The organism is Pedobacter terrestris, assembly GCF_052343045.1.
Classification (GTDB): domain Bacteria; phylum Bacteroidota; class Bacteroidia; order Sphingobacteriales; family Sphingobacteriaceae; genus Pedobacter.
The window spans coordinates 4,839,243-4,853,493 of record NZ_CP180264.1 but is presented as its reverse complement, the minus strand read 5'-3'; the positions used below and the strand labels follow the sequence as shown (position 1 = coordinate 4,853,493).

Genomic DNA, 14,251 nt, shown 5'->3' with positions numbered 1-14,251 from the left:
ATTATTATGCAAGTTTTCCACAATAAAAGCAGAGTTGTTATCACCTGCAACAAACGTCTTTCTAGCTATTTAAACCAAGAAGTTGAAGCTTTAGGTTATACGGTTGAACGCCTTTTTTCAACAGGCTTAGAACTCAATTTAACCTTGAGTGAATGTATTCGCCTAAACCTTAATTTAAGGTGCGCAAGCCAGATTTTATATGCGATTAAAGATTTTAAGGCCAATACTCCAGACGATCTGTATAAAGAAATCTCTGCCATTGAATGGGAAGAATTAATTGATTTTTCTGGTTATTTTTCCGTTACATCCAATGTAGACAATCCAAATATCACAACGCCTTTATTCGCAAATTTAAAAGTTAAAGATGCAATTGTAGACCGGATAAAAGATAAAAAAGGCATGCGTCCAAATTCAGGCTCTGAGGCCAATAAAAGTGTTGTGCATTTATACTGGAAAGATAGTGAAGCAACTGTTTTTATGGATACATCAGGCGAAACACTGGCCAAACACGGATACCGGAAAATTCCTGGAAAAGCACCAATGCTTGAAGCTTTAGCCTCTGGCGTAATTTACGCCACACAATGGGACCGCAAATCGCCATTTATTAATCCAATGTGCGGGTCAGGAACTCTTGCTATAGAAGCTGCATTAATTGCGACAAACCGCGCTCCTGGTCTTTACCGGATGAACTACGGCTTTATGCACATAAAAGGTTATGATGAAGAACTTTTTTTCAGCGAACGCAGATTATTGAAAGACCAAGTGATAAAAAACATTGATTTTAGAATTGTCGCTACCGATATTTCTGAAGATGCTGTAGATGTAACCCGTAAAAATGCTAAAACTGCTGGTGTAGATACCTTAATTGATTTCCAAGTTTGTGATTTTCAGGAAACTCCTGTGCCCGACGGTGGAAAAGGCGCTGTTGTGTTTAATCCGGAATATGGTGAAAGATTGGGCGTACACAGCAAACTGGAGTTGACTTACAAAAGAATGGGCGATTTTATGAAACAAAACTGTAAAGGCTACAGCGGTTATATTTTTACCGGAAACCCGGATCTTGCAAAAAAAATCGGTTTAAAAGCGGCCAAAAAAGTAGAATTTTACAACGGAAAATTAGATTGCAGGTTACTGGAATATGAACTTTACGATGGAACCAGGCGAATAAATCCTGTCGATAACTAATTTATTTCTACATAAAAATTAATATATTACACGCTCCTACGTTTCTCTGCGTAGAAATAATTTGAAAATATGGATTTTGATGACATGAACCATATGCCCGAATGGGAAGAATTTAATCGAATCGGCAGAAATGACGAGGATGAACAAAACCTCTCTTCTGCTGATGCTGAAAAAGTGCGATTGAAAGTCTTCAGAGCCAAAACGCTCTACAACCAGGCACGGGAAGTATATAAGTATTCTGCTTTATTTTGTGAGACACTTGAAGGTGAACTTGCAGAAATGACAACCGATCTGATTATGCAGAATGCACTTATGTTATGCCCCAAAATTATTGGTGCAGAAGGTGCAGATACCTATATCCTCCGCATGGAAAATGCATCTATCATCCGCACAAACTGTAAGGAACTTGAAGTGCAGGTTAGAGCTGCAGACATGTTCGAAATCTGTACTCCAGAATACAAGGATATCGTTTTATTTGAAATTGAAAGATTCAGACTGGTCTTTATAGAGTGGGTTAAGCATTTCGAAAAAGACGATATCGAAGACGATTGGGGCTTGTATTAATCGTTTTCCAGCAAAGCCATCTATCCCAAAATCAAAACATTACCTTCCAATAACAAAAAAAATTCTTAAAAAATTATCCATTAAAAAAAACCAAAGTGAAAGGTTTTGCGTAATTACCTAGAACTTAAAATTAAATTATCCCCTATGGAAGATGTATTGGCTTTAAAGACGAGGAACGTTGCTGGGAACATTAGAAAAATTAGAGAATACAGAGACTATACCCAAGATTATCTTGCTGCGAAGCTTGATATTTCCCAAAACGCTTACAGCAAAATCGAGCTCGGTTACAGCAAATTAACCGTAGATCGGTTATTTCAGATCGCTGCAATTTTAGAAGTAGATCCAAGTCATTTATTGGTTCTGGACCATAAAGACCTGATTAAAATTATTTCTGACGACGAAAAAAGAATGGCAGCAAGCTAAGCTGTTGATATCATTTTTTCAGAGGCCTGTTTAAATCTAATATCTTTGACGTTATTAGATACGACTATGCAGGAAATACTTGAAAAAACTATTCTTTTTGTTCAGAAAACTTTAGAAAATGCAGAAGCTGGTCATGACTGGTTTCACATTGAACGTGTTTTAAAAACAACGAGAAGCATTAATGCGCAAGAACTTGGCGAGCCACTTGTGGTCCAACTTGCGGCCCTTTTGCACGATATTGCCGATCCAAAATTCAACAATGGTGATGAACAACTCGGGCCAAAAATCGCTGAAGATTTTATGGCTTCTATCGATGTTCCGCAAGAAACGATAAAGCACGTAAAGTTGATTATTCAAAACATGTCTTTCAAAAACAGTTTTGATGATGCATCTTTCAGTTCAAAGGAAATGCAAATTGTACAAGATGCCGATCGCTTAGATGCCATTGGAGCAATAGGAATTGCGCGTGCCTTTACGTATGGTGGTTTTAAAAACCGCGTACTCTACGATCCATCGATCCCTCCGGAGCAACACTTGAATAAAGAAAGTTACAAAAATACTACTGCGCCAACCATCAATCATTTTTACGAAAAACTTTTGTTGCTTAAAGATATGATGAATACGGAAACCGGAAAAGCAATCGCGGCAGAGCGGCATGAATTTATGCTGCAATATCTCGATCAGTTTTACCAGGAATGGGAAGGAACAAAATAATTCATTCTTATTCAGAATGTAATTTATAGCCATTAAAACTAAATATATTAGTTTTAATGGCTATTTTTGTTAGTAAAAATCTACTAACATGTCTGATAGGATTCGTGAAAAGCTAAACATATTAGCCGATGCTGCAAAATATGATGTATCATGTTCTTCTAGCGGGAGCAACCGTAAGAATGACAATAAAGGCCTCGGCAATTCCCATTCGTCGGGCATATGCCACACGTATACAGAAGATGGGCGCTGTGTTTCCCTTCTGAAAATTCTTCTAACCAATCATTGCATTTACGATTGTGCTTTCTGTGTTTCTAGAAAAAGCAACGACATTAAACGTGCAGCTTTTACAGTGGATGAAGTAGTTGACCTAACCATGAATTTTTATCGCAGAAATTATATTGAAGGGTTATTTCTTAGTTCTGGCATTTTTAAAAATGCAGATTTTACAATGGAACGCCTGCTGCTTGTGGTTAAAAAACTCAGACTAGAGCAGCGTTACAATGGTTATATCCATTTAAAAACCATTCCGGGAGCAAGTGATGAACTGATTAAAGAAGCTGGATTATATGCAGACCGGATGAGCATTAATCTCGAAATGCCAACAGAAGCCGGCCTGAAACTTCTTGCGCCAGAAAAAAGCCATATCGACGTGATTAAACCACTGGATTTCGTGAATAAACAAATGATCCAGCTTTCTGAAGAAAAAAAACTAATCAAACATGTCCCCAAGTTTGTGCCAGCTGGCCAAAGTACACAAATGGTTATTGGAGCCACGCCGGAAACAGATAAAGAAATTATGTATACCGCAAACTCTTTTTATCAGAATTTCGCACTAAAAAGGGTATACTATTCTGGCTATATCCCTATTAGCAACGACACCAGAATGCCGATTTTGGGAACACAGCCTCCACTTTTACGGGAAAACCGATTGTATCAAACCGATTGGCTTATGCGTTTTTATGGCTTTAAAGTGCAGGAAATACTGAACGATGCAAACCCGAATCTGGATGTAGATATAGATCCGAAACTAAGCTGGGCGATTCGAAATATGCAGCATTTTCCGGTTGATATTAATACTGCAGATTACCAGATGATTTTGCGCATTCCCGGAATTGGAATCATGTCTGCCAAAAAAATTGTTCAGGCCAGAAAGTTTGGAAAACTCCGCATAGATCAACTGAAAAAAATCGGTGTCGCCTACAATCGGGCCAAACATTTTATCACATGTGCCGATAGCCCTTACCAACTTAGGGATTACCAGGGAACGCAGATTAAAGCGTTTATTTTAGCAGAAAGCCAGAGTAAATATTTAAAAACAGACAGTAGCCAAATGCTCCTTTTTTAATTATGGTATATACTTTTGATGGTTCTTTTATCGGTTTATTGACTTCTGTATTTGAGTGGTTTGAACGCAAATCCGGATCAACCACACTTAAACTCGATCGTCTTTTTCAGCCAGATGCGTTTGAAAACAGCTTTGTCGTAGTAAATAATATGGAAAAATCTGACCGGGTGTGGAACGCTTTGCAAAAAAAGCTTCAAAAAGACTGGTTGCGCAAATTCTATTGCAGCTATCTCTCCGAACTTCCAGAAGCATACAATCATTTATTTCAATTTTGTTGTTACATCTTTCAAAACGATAAAGGTGCAGAGCAAAATTATGGCAATGAACATGTGATTTCTTTATCGAAATTTGCGAAAAGCGTAGAACGCGAAAAGCATCGTATGGAAGCCTTTATTCGTTTTCAAAAAACTGCAGATGGAATGTTCTACGCGCACATTGATCCCGATTTTAATGTTTTACCGCTCATTTCCAACCACTTTAAAAACCGATATGCAGATCAGCAATGGATCATTTATGATCTTAAAAGACATTACGGACTTTATTATAACCTGAACAATGTTGAAGAAATAACGATAAATTTCGCAGATAAACTGGAAAAAAAATCCCTTTCTAATGGATTCATGGATCATGAAGAAAGCTTGTATGCAGATTTATGGAAAGACTATTTTAAAAGTACCAATATTGTGGCCAGAAAAAACATGAAACTTCATACACAGCATGTGCCCAAAAGATATTGGAAATACTTAACAGAAAAGCAAGTTTTTTAAACGGCGGCAAGTTGCTTTGTTAAAATTCGGCTTACATAAAAAGCATATGGCTTAACAATCCATTAACATAAAAGAACTAAATTGCACCATGAAACTTAGTGTGCTGGTCTTATTTACTGCCCTTGCCGTCGGATTGTCTATCGGCATGGTTAACTTTTACTTTCAGCACAGTTTATATTATCTGGCCATTTCCTTCGGCGTTTCCTTCCTTTCCAGCTTTCTGGTTTTTTATTACCTGCTGGAAAAATACATTTACACTAAGATTAAGCTGATTTACAAATTGATACACAATCTAAAACTGGGTAAAGATTTGAAAGATGCTTTAGGCGAATATGTAAGTTCCGACCCGATTAACGACGTAGAACACGAGGTAAAAGAATGGGCTGGCGCGAAGAAGAAGGAAATCGATATGCTCAAAAAACAAGAGCAATTCAGACGGGAATTTCTCTCAAACGTATCGCACGAATTTAAAACACCACTTTTCGCCATCCAAGGTTATATTGAAACCCTCCAAGATTGCATTGAAGACGATCCGGATCAGGCTGTAATTTTTCTAAAAAAAGCAGAAAATAATGTAGAACGTCTGAGTTATCTCATTAACGATTTAGATGCAATCGCTAAACTCGAAACCGGAGAATCTCCTATTCATTATCAAAAATTTGATTTCGTTCATCTTGCGAAAGAAGTAATGGACAACCTGGAAGACCGGGCAAAGATTAAGCACATAACGCTTTTTTTCAAAGATAAATATACTGCCGCAACAATGGTTAATGCCGATCGGGAGAAAATCCGCCAGGTAATGATCAATCTTATCGTAAACAGCATTAAGTATGGTGTGGATAATGGCGAAACAGCAATTAAAGTTTTTGAACTTCATGATCAATTTCTCATTGAAGTGACCGATAATGGTATTGGAATAGAAGAAAAACATTTGCTCCGCTTATTTGAAAGGTTTTATAGAATTGATACACACCGATCGCGCGAAGTTGGCGGAACAGGTTTAGGATTGGCCATTGTAAAACATATTCTTGAAGCACACCAACAAACCATTTCTGTAAGAAGCACGCCGGGCATTGGAACCACATTTGCCTTTACACTTCAAAAAGCAGATAAAGCGTTGAATTAATTTAGCGCAAACAACAGCGCTGTATACATTTCGGTTATAATGCGACAGAATGTTGCGCCATTCAAACTGCAATGCGCTATAATTTCAATGTAAATATCTGGGCAATTCGACCTATCCTCTGAATAAGTCACTTGTTATTAAATGATTTTCAAAGCCTGTACAATACACCAAACAGACTCGCATTCAGCACTAAACACGTTACGATTCCTTAATATAATTAACAACTTAACATTAAATTAACATTGACATCGTAATTTTGCAGGATATAAAAATTGACATGAACAATATTTTTAAGTTCTTTACCCCTCAAGACAGAAAATTCCATCCTCTATTTGAACAAGCTGGAAGCAATGCTTTAAAAATTGCAGAAACACTTTTGGCAATGGTAAGCACTGCAGATCCTGAAAGCAGAAAGGCGATTTTCAAAGAAATTGAACGTTTAGAACATGTAGGTGATGATATTACCCATTCTATTTTTCTGGAATTGAGTAGAAATTTCATCACGCCATTTGATAGAGAAGACATTCACCAATTGGCGACTGCCGTAGATGATGTTGCAGATTATATTTACGGTACAGCAAACCGCATGCAGATGTACAACATGAACGCCATTAACGAACCTATCGTTAAAATTGCAGAATTGCTGGTCGAAATGTGTACTGATATTGATAAAGCCATCAAAGAATTGAGAAGTTTTAAAAATATCCGTGTAATTGCTGACGCTTGTATCCGCATCAACAGCGGAGAAAACCAGGCAGATTACGTATTTACATTGGCTGTTGCACGCCTTTTTGAATATGAAACCAACGCAATAGAATTGATTAAACAAAAAGAGGTTTTACAAACGATAGAAAAAGCGACAGACAAATGTGAAGATGTTGCCAATGTTCTTGAAACTATCCTTGTTAAAAACGCTTAATAAATTTAAAACATGGTAACTACCTTACTGGTTGTTGTAGTCATTCTGGCTATTGCCTTTGATTACATTAACGGTTTCCACGATGCAGCAAACTCCATTGCTACAATCGTATCTACCAAAGTACTTACACCTTTTCAGGCTGTGCTTTGGGCCGCACTGTTTAATTTTGCGGCTTATTTCTACTTTACCGACCATAAAGTGGCCAATACCATTGCCAAAACTGTTATTGAGCAATATATTACGCTCGAAGTAATTTTCGCCGGACTTGTTGCTGCCATCATTTGGAATTTACTTACCTGGTGGTATGGCATTCCGTCCAGTTCTTCGCATACTTTAATTGGCGGTTTTGCAGGCGCAGGTATGACACATGCAATGCTTACAGGCGCAAGTGCTTTAGATGCTGTAAACATGGGATACGTAGTTAAAATTGTATCTTTCATTGTGCTGGCGCCAGTAATTGGTATGGTCATCTCTGTTGTCATTACATTAATTATTATAAACATTTGCCGATACGCCAAACCTGCAACCGCAGAAAAATGGTTTAAACGTTTACAATTGCTTTCATCTGCTGCATTGAGCTTTTTCCACGGCGGTAACGATGCTCAAAAAGTAATGGGTATTATTGCTACAGCACTAATTGCGTCAAAAGTGATACCTGATTTTGAATCTATGCCAGGATGGGTTCCTGTTGCGTGTTATTCAGCCATATCGCTCGGCACAATGAGTGGTGGATGGAAAATTGTTAAAACCATGGGTTCTAAAATCACTAAAGTTACTGCATTAGAAGGTGTAGCAGCTGAAGCTGCCGGAGCAGTTACATTAGGGATAACAGAACATTTTGCAATTCCTGTTTCTACCACGCACACCATTACCGGTTCTATTGTGGGTGTTGGTATCGTTAAAAGTGTTTCTGCAGTTCGTTGGGGTGTAACCATTAACCTAATCTGGGCATGGATTTTAACCATTCCGGTTTCTGCAACACTTGCTGCACTTATTTATGCAGCAATTTACTACTTCAAATAAAACAAAATCCGAATACTATATTCAAAAAGCCAAAGTTTTAATACTTTGGCTTTTTTTATGGGTTAAAATTTCTGCAAATGCAGAAAACAGATTAAAGATTTTTTTTCATTTCTTTGGCCAAATCCTGATCATTTCTCCTACCGCTCTTTTCCAGATTCGCAATAATTTGCCTTTGATTTTCTGCCGATTGGTTCTGGCTAAGCTTAAATGTATGGGCGAGATTGGTTACATCAATCTCAAATCCGGTAATTGCTTTTAAATGTTTTTGAATACAAGCTTCATCCATTTGGCGAAATGCTGCCTTACTGGTCTGAGGATTTTCGTATTTATCAGTCAAATTCTTAATCACCAGATAAGTTTCTTCTGAAGACATCAGTCTGATTTGTCCTTTTGCCTGCACGGTTTTATAATTCCAGGTGGAAGCAACAGCGGGCTGCTCATAAACCGAAGCGCTGATATAGGCATTTACGCCGGTAAAAATAGCCAGTACATTTGCGTTTTGTTTGAATGCAGAGCAATGATCGGTATTGGCCATAATATGTCCGATGAGTTTGATCTGATCATCTGAAACCACAACTTCTACCGGGATTTGCGTGGCTACAGGATATTCTCCATCGAATCCAATCAACGTAACAAAATCATGCGTATGCATAAATTCAATAATTTCTGCCCTACCGGCAGTTGCATAACGTGGTAAATTGTACATAAAATGATTTTGGAATGTGGTGCGTTTTATTTTTAAAACCGGATACTCATTTCTACGGTATCAGTGCCATTTTTTGGCAATACCCAATCTGGACCAGCTTCGATTAAACGTTTGGCTTCTTTATCCAATCGCTTATCAATAGACTTGATTACTTCTATGCGTGTTGGCCGTCCGTTTTTCCTAACCTTAAACCGGACAATAATATATTGATCGCCATCAGCGGCATTGTACAATTTGTTATTGCGTTCAAGGTATTGATTGTAATCTATTGTAGATACTGGAACCGGCTTTGAAATTTCTCCGGCAATTTTACCATTCAAATTTTGATCAGCCTTAAGTACAATTTTAGGCGCGGGAATATTTTGTTTAGCGTGCCCGTTTGATCCGGTAACCATTGCAATTTCATTCAGAGATTTATCACCGGTTAATGCTGCGCGAAGTGCATTCACATCTGGTTTTACAATTTTCTCGTCATAACCATCTGCTTTTACCAGAATTTCTTTATTCCGTTCTAAACTATCTACAGGCAGAGAGAAAAATCCATTCACATCTGTAGCGGTTACTTTTTTGGCATCGGCTGTTTTTACAATTGCACCTGAAATTGGTTTTCCCTCCTGAGACACCACATTTCCGTTATACACAATTCTTGTTGAGTTTGCTGGGGCAGCAGCAAATGCGTGGCTTTGTGCTAATGCCGGGTCTATTGCCGCCGTAGGTAAAGTCGTTTCCTTTCTGCTAAATGTTAATGCCGTTTTTCCTGTCTGTTTGGAAAATTTGCTTGAATTTTGAGCGAGATCTACTCTTTTTGATTCTTTAATTGCATCATCTATAACCGCTGTTTTATCTACTTCGGGCGATGCGTCTACGAGCGGTTTTTTACTTGCGGTAATTTGAGTGGATGTATCCAGCGTAACTTCTATTCCATTGGCTTTGCGTTGTGCAGTTTCTGCATTTTTGCGGTTTGTTTCACGCATAAAAAACAAAATACTTACGGCAATAAATGCCACAGTTGCTGTGGCAGCAATGCTGAGTCTTTGTGTTGTAATGCCCCAGATTTTTTTCTTTACCGGTTCATTTGCAATGCGGTGGTAAAGCTGTTTTTGTAAAAGAGAAATGTGCTCTTTGCGTTTTGGCGATTGGCGTAAACCTTCAATCGCTTCCGCAACAAAGGGATCTTCTAGAGCCTGGCGCTCAACGAAGTGCATAGCCTTTGCATCAAGCTTACCATCAAGATAATCTTCAAGCACATCAATATCTAACCAATCGTTATTCACCACTATTCTTTTCTATACAAATCTTTAAATTCCGCTTACCATTTTGAATATAACTCTTCACTTTGAGCATATCATAACCGGTTATTTCAGCAACTTCTTTATAGCATTTTTCTTGCAGATAGAATAAATCTACACTTTTTCGTTGTTCTTCTGGTAAAGTATCCATGCACTTTTCCATTATGGTAAGCTGAGTTTCTTTTGTGTTGTCTATATCCAGATGCACAATCTCTGTATTTTCCACAAAAGTTTCGTCTAGCGGCACAGTATTTTGTTTGGATGTTTTTCTCAAAGCCATTAAGCAATGGTTTCTGGTGAGTACGTGAAGCCAGCTTTTAAAATTCTGAATTTCATGCACTTTGAGTTTGCCAACCAATTCTTCAAAAATCTGCATCACCGCATCCTTACTCTGTTCTTCATCTTTAAAATAATTGAAACACACCCCAAAAACCAAATGCATATATTTATTGTATAAGGTTCCCAGAGCGTCTAAATCGCCAGTTCTCTTATACTCTGCAATGAGATCAGAATCTTCATACTGACGTGCGCCAGCTGTGTTTTTTATGAATTTCAAAAAATAGGGCCAATGAAAATTATCCTTCAAGTATAGAAAATATTTTTGTGAAGACCGCATCAGAATGAATCAATCTCTGATTAATCTATATCTGCAAAGAGAAGAAAAAAGTATCTTTGGCTAGGCATCCATCTTTTGGCTGTTTTTGATTCCATAAAAATTAAATCAATGAAAAAATTAAACCTGGCAATTGTGGCAGTTGCGCTGATGGTTCTAGCTAAAGAACCTGTATCTGCCCAGATCAAAATTGGTGATATACTTAAAAAAGTAACTTCAAAAAGCAGCACAACATCTGCAACAGGCACACCAACTAGTTTGGAAATTGGCCAGGGCATTAAAGAAGCTTTAGAGATTGGCGTATCTGCCGGAGCAGACCGTTTATCTGTAAAAGATGGGTTTTTGGGTAACCTTGCGGTTAAAATTCTGATGCCTCCGGAAGCGCAAAAAGTAGAGAAAACATTGCGATCGCTTGGAATGAACTCACTTTGTGATAATGTAATTACCAGTTTAAACCGTGCTGCAGAAGATGCAGCAAAAGAAGCAAAACCCATTTTTATTTCTGCAATTAAGCAAATGACATTAACAGATGCGACTAATATTTTGCTGGGCAATAAAGACGCCGCAACAGAATATTTTAAAAGGGTAACGACTGCGCAACTGTCAGCGAAATTTAGTCCGATTGTAACCAACAGTTTAAATAAAGTAAATGCAACAAAATATTATGGCGATTTGACTACACAATACAACAAATTGCCTTTAGTGAAACCCGTAAACACGAATTTAACAGATTACGTAACCCAAAAAGCTATTGATGGTCTTTTTATTGAAGTGGCGAAAGAAGAGTTAAAAATTAGAGATAATCTGGGTTCAAGAAGTTCGACTTTATTACAAAAGGTATTTGGTTACGCAGATAAAAAGAAAAGTTAAAAAATTTAAAATATCATAAGAAAGCAAGATCCGGTTTTCTAGAAAAATCCGGATCTTTTTGTTTAAAAACAATTTGTAAAATTGTGCATGATTAAATCCATCCGCAACCTCTCATTTATTGTAATTGCATTGTTCTCCGCATGTACCGATAGCCAGAATACTGATGAAAAACAAACGCATGCACTTTTAGATACAGTTTCACTCAGCAACAGGGCAATCGCTTTGGCTTATCAAAATGGAGATAAAATAGTTGCTACGAGTATTGATACGTTAAAACAGATTTCTTTTGGTGGCGCAACTGACCCGGCAATTTCGCCTGATGGAAATAAATTTGCATACACCGTAAGCGATAGTACAGGACATAAAAGTGTCTGGATTGCCGATATGGAAAACAAAATGCAAAGCCGATTGGTGGTCAATTATCCGGATTATTTTGGTGCATCATGGGCGCCAGATGGCAAAAATATCGCCATTAATGTTCTTTCCAAAAACGGCCTTGAAACAGTAGCACTGGTAAAAACCGATCAATCCGGTTATATAACGTTGGATGGTTCATCCAATACAAATTTATATGGGCCAACCTGGAAAAACGACACAGAAGTGCTTGTTCATGATTTAAAAAATCTTTGTATCTATACCGCAAACGGGAAAAAAATTGATACTAAAAACATCGCCAGCCAATTGGGGATTCCATTAAACATCACTAAAAACAGCCGGTTTTTCTTTGTGGAAAACGAGACACAACTTGTTTTTAATGCAGAAGATGCTGATCTGGCAAACCATAGGATTCAATCTGTTTATCTTCTAAATCTAGCAGATAAAAAACTCAGCAGACTTTCTCCCACCGAAGTTCATGTCTCTTATTTGTTTGTAACTGCTGATGACCGTATTTTCTTCAGTGGAACCGAAACTGATGCTGATCAAAACAAAATTTATACTTCAGATTTGAAAGGATCTATTAAAAAATTGATTGATCAGGGCAGCAATCCGACAGCAACTTTAAAATAAAAAACTGAATACCAAATCGTTATATTCTTAATCAAAAAAAATAAAGTAATTTAAAGTAAAAATTGCTTTCGCACGTCTACACAGATGTAAAAGAATATATAGTGCCAAAAAACGAATCCCAAACAATAATTTCTGCTGTTGCCGACTATGGTAAACGTCTTTTCAGTTTCATCCGCGGGCGGGTGAACACAGATGAGGATGCAGAAGATATTTTACAGGATGTTTGGTATCAGTTCAGCAATCAACCTGAGGCGAATGCTATTGAGCAGGTTGGGAGCTGGCTTTATCGCGTTGCGCGAAATAAAATTACCGATCGATACAGAAAACAAAAAGACGAATTGATTGAAGATTTGGCTTTTGAAGACGAAGATGGCGAAATCAGTTTCCGCGAAATCTTGTTTGCAGAATCCTACAGTCCGGAAGAAGAAAGCTTAAAAAAGCTATTCTGGGATCAATTGTTTACTGCATTAGACGAACTTCCGGAAAATCAACGCTATGTATTTGTACAAAATGAACTGGAAGACCGCACCTTTCAGGATATTGCAAATGAAACCGGCGAGAACATTAAAACATTAATTTCAAGAAAAGGTTACGCAGTGAAACACCTTCGCAACCGCTTACAATATTTATATCAGGAATTTATTAACTATTAACTTTGGATTATGAGGCGTGGAAATTTTAGTCGAGGTAAAAAGTTTCTCTTTTTTATCCCTGTGGCCATTTTAGGCGCCACTTGTTTAGGCTTTGCCATCAGGTTTTTATGGAATTCAATTCTGCCCGAAGTTGCCCACGTTGGGCGTTTAAACTTCTGGCAGGCGCTGGGCCTTCTGGTTTTATGCCGGTTGCTGTTTGGTAGTTTTGGAAAAGGTGGTGGCAAGAAGTTTGCCGAACGCAAATACGCAATGCGCGAGAAGTGGAGAAATATGAGCGTAGAAGAAAGAGATCGGTTCCGTTCAGAATATAAAACCAGGTGTAGAGACTGGCACAGAAAACGGGAAGAATAAAAAAAGCCAGCTTACGCTGGCTTTTTTTATGCGGTAAATGCTCTAAACACGCGATCCGTTTCTAATGAAAAACAGTATCGAGACAAGAGATTAGCTATATTTTAAAAAAAATAAAATTTCTTAAAGTAAAATTAGAGCAGCCACGTCTACCTAGAAAAAGAACGACAAAAAATGATTAAAATAATAAGAGCTATAGGTTTCGGTGTAATATTGGGTGCTACCCTTTTCTTTGCGCCATTTGTGTTCAAATATATGTTGGTTGCTTTGTTTGTGGCAATGGCCTTCAGAATGATCTTCTTTGGCAACCGCAGTAGGTTTGTAAAGTATTACGATCACGAATCTGGTTATGAACCCATTGTTCCCATTGATGGATATTCATTCACTACAAATTTGAAAGGTACGCACAGTTTGCATAACGTAGAAATAAACTATTAAGATGAGACCTTTTAGATTTCTACTTGCATTCGCGGCAGCCGTGGGTACATTTTACAGTCTAAATGCACTTGCCGTGCAAAAAGGGTATCCAAACCGATTGGACTTCAGCAATAGGCATTACCAACACAGGGATTGTGGTGTTAAACCACATCAAAATTACAGGCATCATAACGATACAGCCGTTGCGCCGGTATCTATTGATACCACATTTAACAATAAATAGCTAAAAATATGTATTACGAAAATAGATGCCATAATGG

The 14,251-nt window shown here is 37.8% G+C and carries 18 protein-coding genes; 15 read left to right on the top strand and 3 right to left on the bottom strand.

The genetic code is table 11. The features are described from left to right. The first annotated feature begins 6 nt into the window (after positions 1-6). The 9 genes from ACJVDH_RS20875 (at position 7) to ACJVDH_RS20835 (ending at position 8,066) form a co-directional block, all read left to right on the top strand. On the top strand, positions 7-1,185 hold the full coding sequence (locus tag ACJVDH_RS20875) for a THUMP domain-containing class I SAM-dependent RNA methyltransferase (RefSeq protein ID WP_443945339.1): 1,179 nt from the start codon (positions 7-9) through the stop codon (positions 1,183-1,185). Between the two features lie 69 nt (positions 1,186-1,254). Further along, entirely contained in the window at positions 1,255-1,749 is a 495-nt protein-coding gene (locus tag ACJVDH_RS20870) for a hypothetical protein (protein WP_443945338.1), read from the top strand. Between the two features lie 144 nt (positions 1,750-1,893). Further along, entirely contained in the window at positions 1,894-2,172 is a 279-nt protein-coding gene (locus ACJVDH_RS20865) for a helix-turn-helix domain-containing protein (RefSeq protein WP_443945337.1), read from the top strand. 66 nt (positions 2,173-2,238) lie between these two features. Then, positions 2,239-2,886, top strand: a complete 648-nt coding sequence (locus ACJVDH_RS20860) for an HD domain-containing protein (protein ID WP_443947643.1) — start codon at positions 2,239-2,241, stop codon at positions 2,884-2,886. An 88-nt stretch (positions 2,887-2,974) separates the two neighbouring features. Further along, a complete protein-coding gene (locus ACJVDH_RS20855; protein ID WP_443945336.1) occupies positions 2,975-4,231 on the top strand; it encodes a putative DNA modification/repair radical SAM protein in 1,257 nt (418 codons plus the stop codon). Positions 4,232-4,233: 2 nt separating this feature from the next. Next, positions 4,234-4,998 (top strand): TIGR03915 family putative DNA repair protein, encoded by a 765-nt coding sequence (locus tag ACJVDH_RS20850; RefSeq protein WP_443945335.1) that lies wholly within the window; start codon positions 4,234-4,236, stop codon positions 4,996-4,998. 88 nt (positions 4,999-5,086) lie between these two features. After that, positions 5,087-6,124, top strand: a complete 1,038-nt coding sequence (locus tag ACJVDH_RS20845; RefSeq protein WP_443945334.1) for a sensor histidine kinase — start codon at positions 5,087-5,089, stop codon at positions 6,122-6,124. 277 nt (positions 6,125-6,401) lie between these two features. Next, positions 6,402-7,043: a DUF47 domain-containing protein gene (locus ACJVDH_RS20840; protein WP_443945333.1), complete on the top strand. Its 642-nt coding sequence runs from the start codon at positions 6,402-6,404 to the stop codon at positions 7,041-7,043. A gap of 12 nt (positions 7,044-7,055) precedes the next feature. Beyond that, positions 7,056-8,066 carry an inorganic phosphate transporter gene (locus ACJVDH_RS20835; protein ID WP_443945332.1) on the top strand — a complete coding sequence of 337 codons (1,011 nt, stop codon included), beginning with the start codon at positions 7,056-7,058 and terminating at the stop codon, positions 8,064-8,066. A gap of 91 nt (positions 8,067-8,157) precedes the next feature. On the opposite strand, the gene ACJVDH_RS20830 is transcribed toward ACJVDH_RS20835, so the two are convergent. The 3 genes from ACJVDH_RS20830 to ACJVDH_RS20820 are packed head-to-tail and all read right to left on the bottom strand — an operon-like array spanning position 8,158 to position 10,617. Then, positions 8,158-8,772 carry an FMN-binding negative transcriptional regulator gene (locus ACJVDH_RS20830; protein WP_443945331.1) on the bottom strand — a complete coding sequence of 205 codons (615 nt, stop codon included), beginning with the start codon at positions 8,770-8,772 and terminating at the stop codon, positions 8,158-8,160. A 32-nt stretch (positions 8,773-8,804) separates the two neighbouring features. Beyond that, on the bottom strand, positions 8,805-10,046 hold the full coding sequence (locus ACJVDH_RS20825) for an energy transducer TonB (protein ID WP_443945330.1): 1,242 nt from the start codon (positions 10,044-10,046) through the stop codon (positions 8,805-8,807). Then, positions 10,039-10,617: an RNA polymerase sigma factor gene (locus ACJVDH_RS20820; protein WP_443945329.1), complete on the bottom strand. Its 579-nt coding sequence runs from the start codon at positions 10,615-10,617 to the stop codon at positions 10,039-10,041. Before ACJVDH_RS20820 ends, ACJVDH_RS20825 begins: the two co-directional genes overlap by 8 nt. A gap of 168 nt (positions 10,618-10,785) precedes the next feature. Between ACJVDH_RS20820 and ACJVDH_RS20815 the strand changes: the two genes are divergently transcribed. From ACJVDH_RS20815 to ACJVDH_RS20790, 6 genes are all read left to right on the top strand, one after another. After that, on the top strand, positions 10,786-11,544 hold the full coding sequence (locus tag ACJVDH_RS20815; protein WP_443945328.1) for a DUF4197 domain-containing protein: 759 nt from the start codon (positions 10,786-10,788) through the stop codon (positions 11,542-11,544). Between the two features lie 87 nt (positions 11,545-11,631). Then, positions 11,632-12,552 (top strand): TolB family protein, encoded by a 921-nt coding sequence (locus tag ACJVDH_RS20810; RefSeq protein WP_443945327.1) that lies wholly within the window; start codon positions 11,632-11,634, stop codon positions 12,550-12,552. A gap of 101 nt (positions 12,553-12,653) precedes the next feature. Next, entirely contained in the window at positions 12,654-13,205 is a 552-nt protein-coding gene (locus ACJVDH_RS20805; RefSeq protein ID WP_443945326.1) for an RNA polymerase sigma factor, read from the top strand. A 9-nt stretch (positions 13,206-13,214) separates the two neighbouring features. Then, positions 13,215-13,556, top strand: a complete 342-nt coding sequence (locus tag ACJVDH_RS20800; protein ID WP_443945325.1) for a hypothetical protein — start codon at positions 13,215-13,217, stop codon at positions 13,554-13,556. A gap of 171 nt (positions 13,557-13,727) precedes the next feature. Further along, positions 13,728-13,991 carry a hypothetical protein gene (locus ACJVDH_RS20795; RefSeq protein ID WP_443945324.1) on the top strand — a complete coding sequence of 88 codons (264 nt, stop codon included), beginning with the start codon at positions 13,728-13,730 and terminating at the stop codon, positions 13,989-13,991. 1 nt (position 13,992) lies between these two features. Continuing rightward, positions 13,993-14,214 carry a hypothetical protein gene (locus ACJVDH_RS20790; RefSeq protein ID WP_443945323.1) on the top strand — a complete coding sequence of 74 codons (222 nt, stop codon included), beginning with the start codon at positions 13,993-13,995 and terminating at the stop codon, positions 14,212-14,214. The last annotated feature ends 37 nt before the right edge of the window (positions 14,215-14,251 follow it).

Coding starts and splice junctions, on each gene's coding strand:
- ACJVDH_RS20790 (WP_443945323.1), top strand. CDS start 13,993: ATGAGACCTTTTAGATTTCTACTTGCATTCGCGGCAGCCGTGGGTACA.
- ACJVDH_RS20860 (WP_443947643.1), top strand. CDS start 2,239: ATGCAGGAAATACTTGAAAAAACTATTCTTTTTGTTCAGAAAACTTTA.
- ACJVDH_RS20870 (WP_443945338.1), top strand. CDS start 1,255: ATGGATTTTGATGACATGAACCATATGCCCGAATGGGAAGAATTTAAT.
- ACJVDH_RS20810 (WP_443945327.1), top strand. CDS start 11,632: ATGATTAAATCCATCCGCAACCTCTCATTTATTGTAATTGCATTGTTC.
- ACJVDH_RS20850 (WP_443945335.1), top strand. CDS start 4,234: ATGGTATATACTTTTGATGGTTCTTTTATCGGTTTATTGACTTCTGTA.
- ACJVDH_RS20865 (WP_443945337.1), top strand. CDS start 1,894: ATGGAAGATGTATTGGCTTTAAAGACGAGGAACGTTGCTGGGAACATT.
- ACJVDH_RS20830 (WP_443945331.1), bottom strand. CDS start 8,772: ATGTACAATTTACCACGTTATGCAACTGCCGGTAGGGCAGAAATTATT.
- ACJVDH_RS20800 (WP_443945325.1), top strand. CDS start 13,215: ATGAGGCGTGGAAATTTTAGTCGAGGTAAAAAGTTTCTCTTTTTTATC.
- ACJVDH_RS20815 (WP_443945328.1), top strand. CDS start 10,786: ATGAAAAAATTAAACCTGGCAATTGTGGCAGTTGCGCTGATGGTTCTA.
- ACJVDH_RS20835 (WP_443945332.1), top strand. CDS start 7,056: ATGGTAACTACCTTACTGGTTGTTGTAGTCATTCTGGCTATTGCCTTT.
- ACJVDH_RS20840 (WP_443945333.1), top strand. CDS start 6,402: ATGAACAATATTTTTAAGTTCTTTACCCCTCAAGACAGAAAATTCCAT.
- ACJVDH_RS20875 (WP_443945339.1), top strand. CDS start 7: ATGCAAGTTTTCCACAATAAAAGCAGAGTTGTTATCACCTGCAACAAA.
- ACJVDH_RS20845 (WP_443945334.1), top strand. CDS start 5,087: ATGAAACTTAGTGTGCTGGTCTTATTTACTGCCCTTGCCGTCGGATTG.
- ACJVDH_RS20795 (WP_443945324.1), top strand. CDS start 13,728: ATGATTAAAATAATAAGAGCTATAGGTTTCGGTGTAATATTGGGTGCT.
- ACJVDH_RS20855 (WP_443945336.1), top strand. CDS start 2,975: ATGTCTGATAGGATTCGTGAAAAGCTAAACATATTAGCCGATGCTGCA.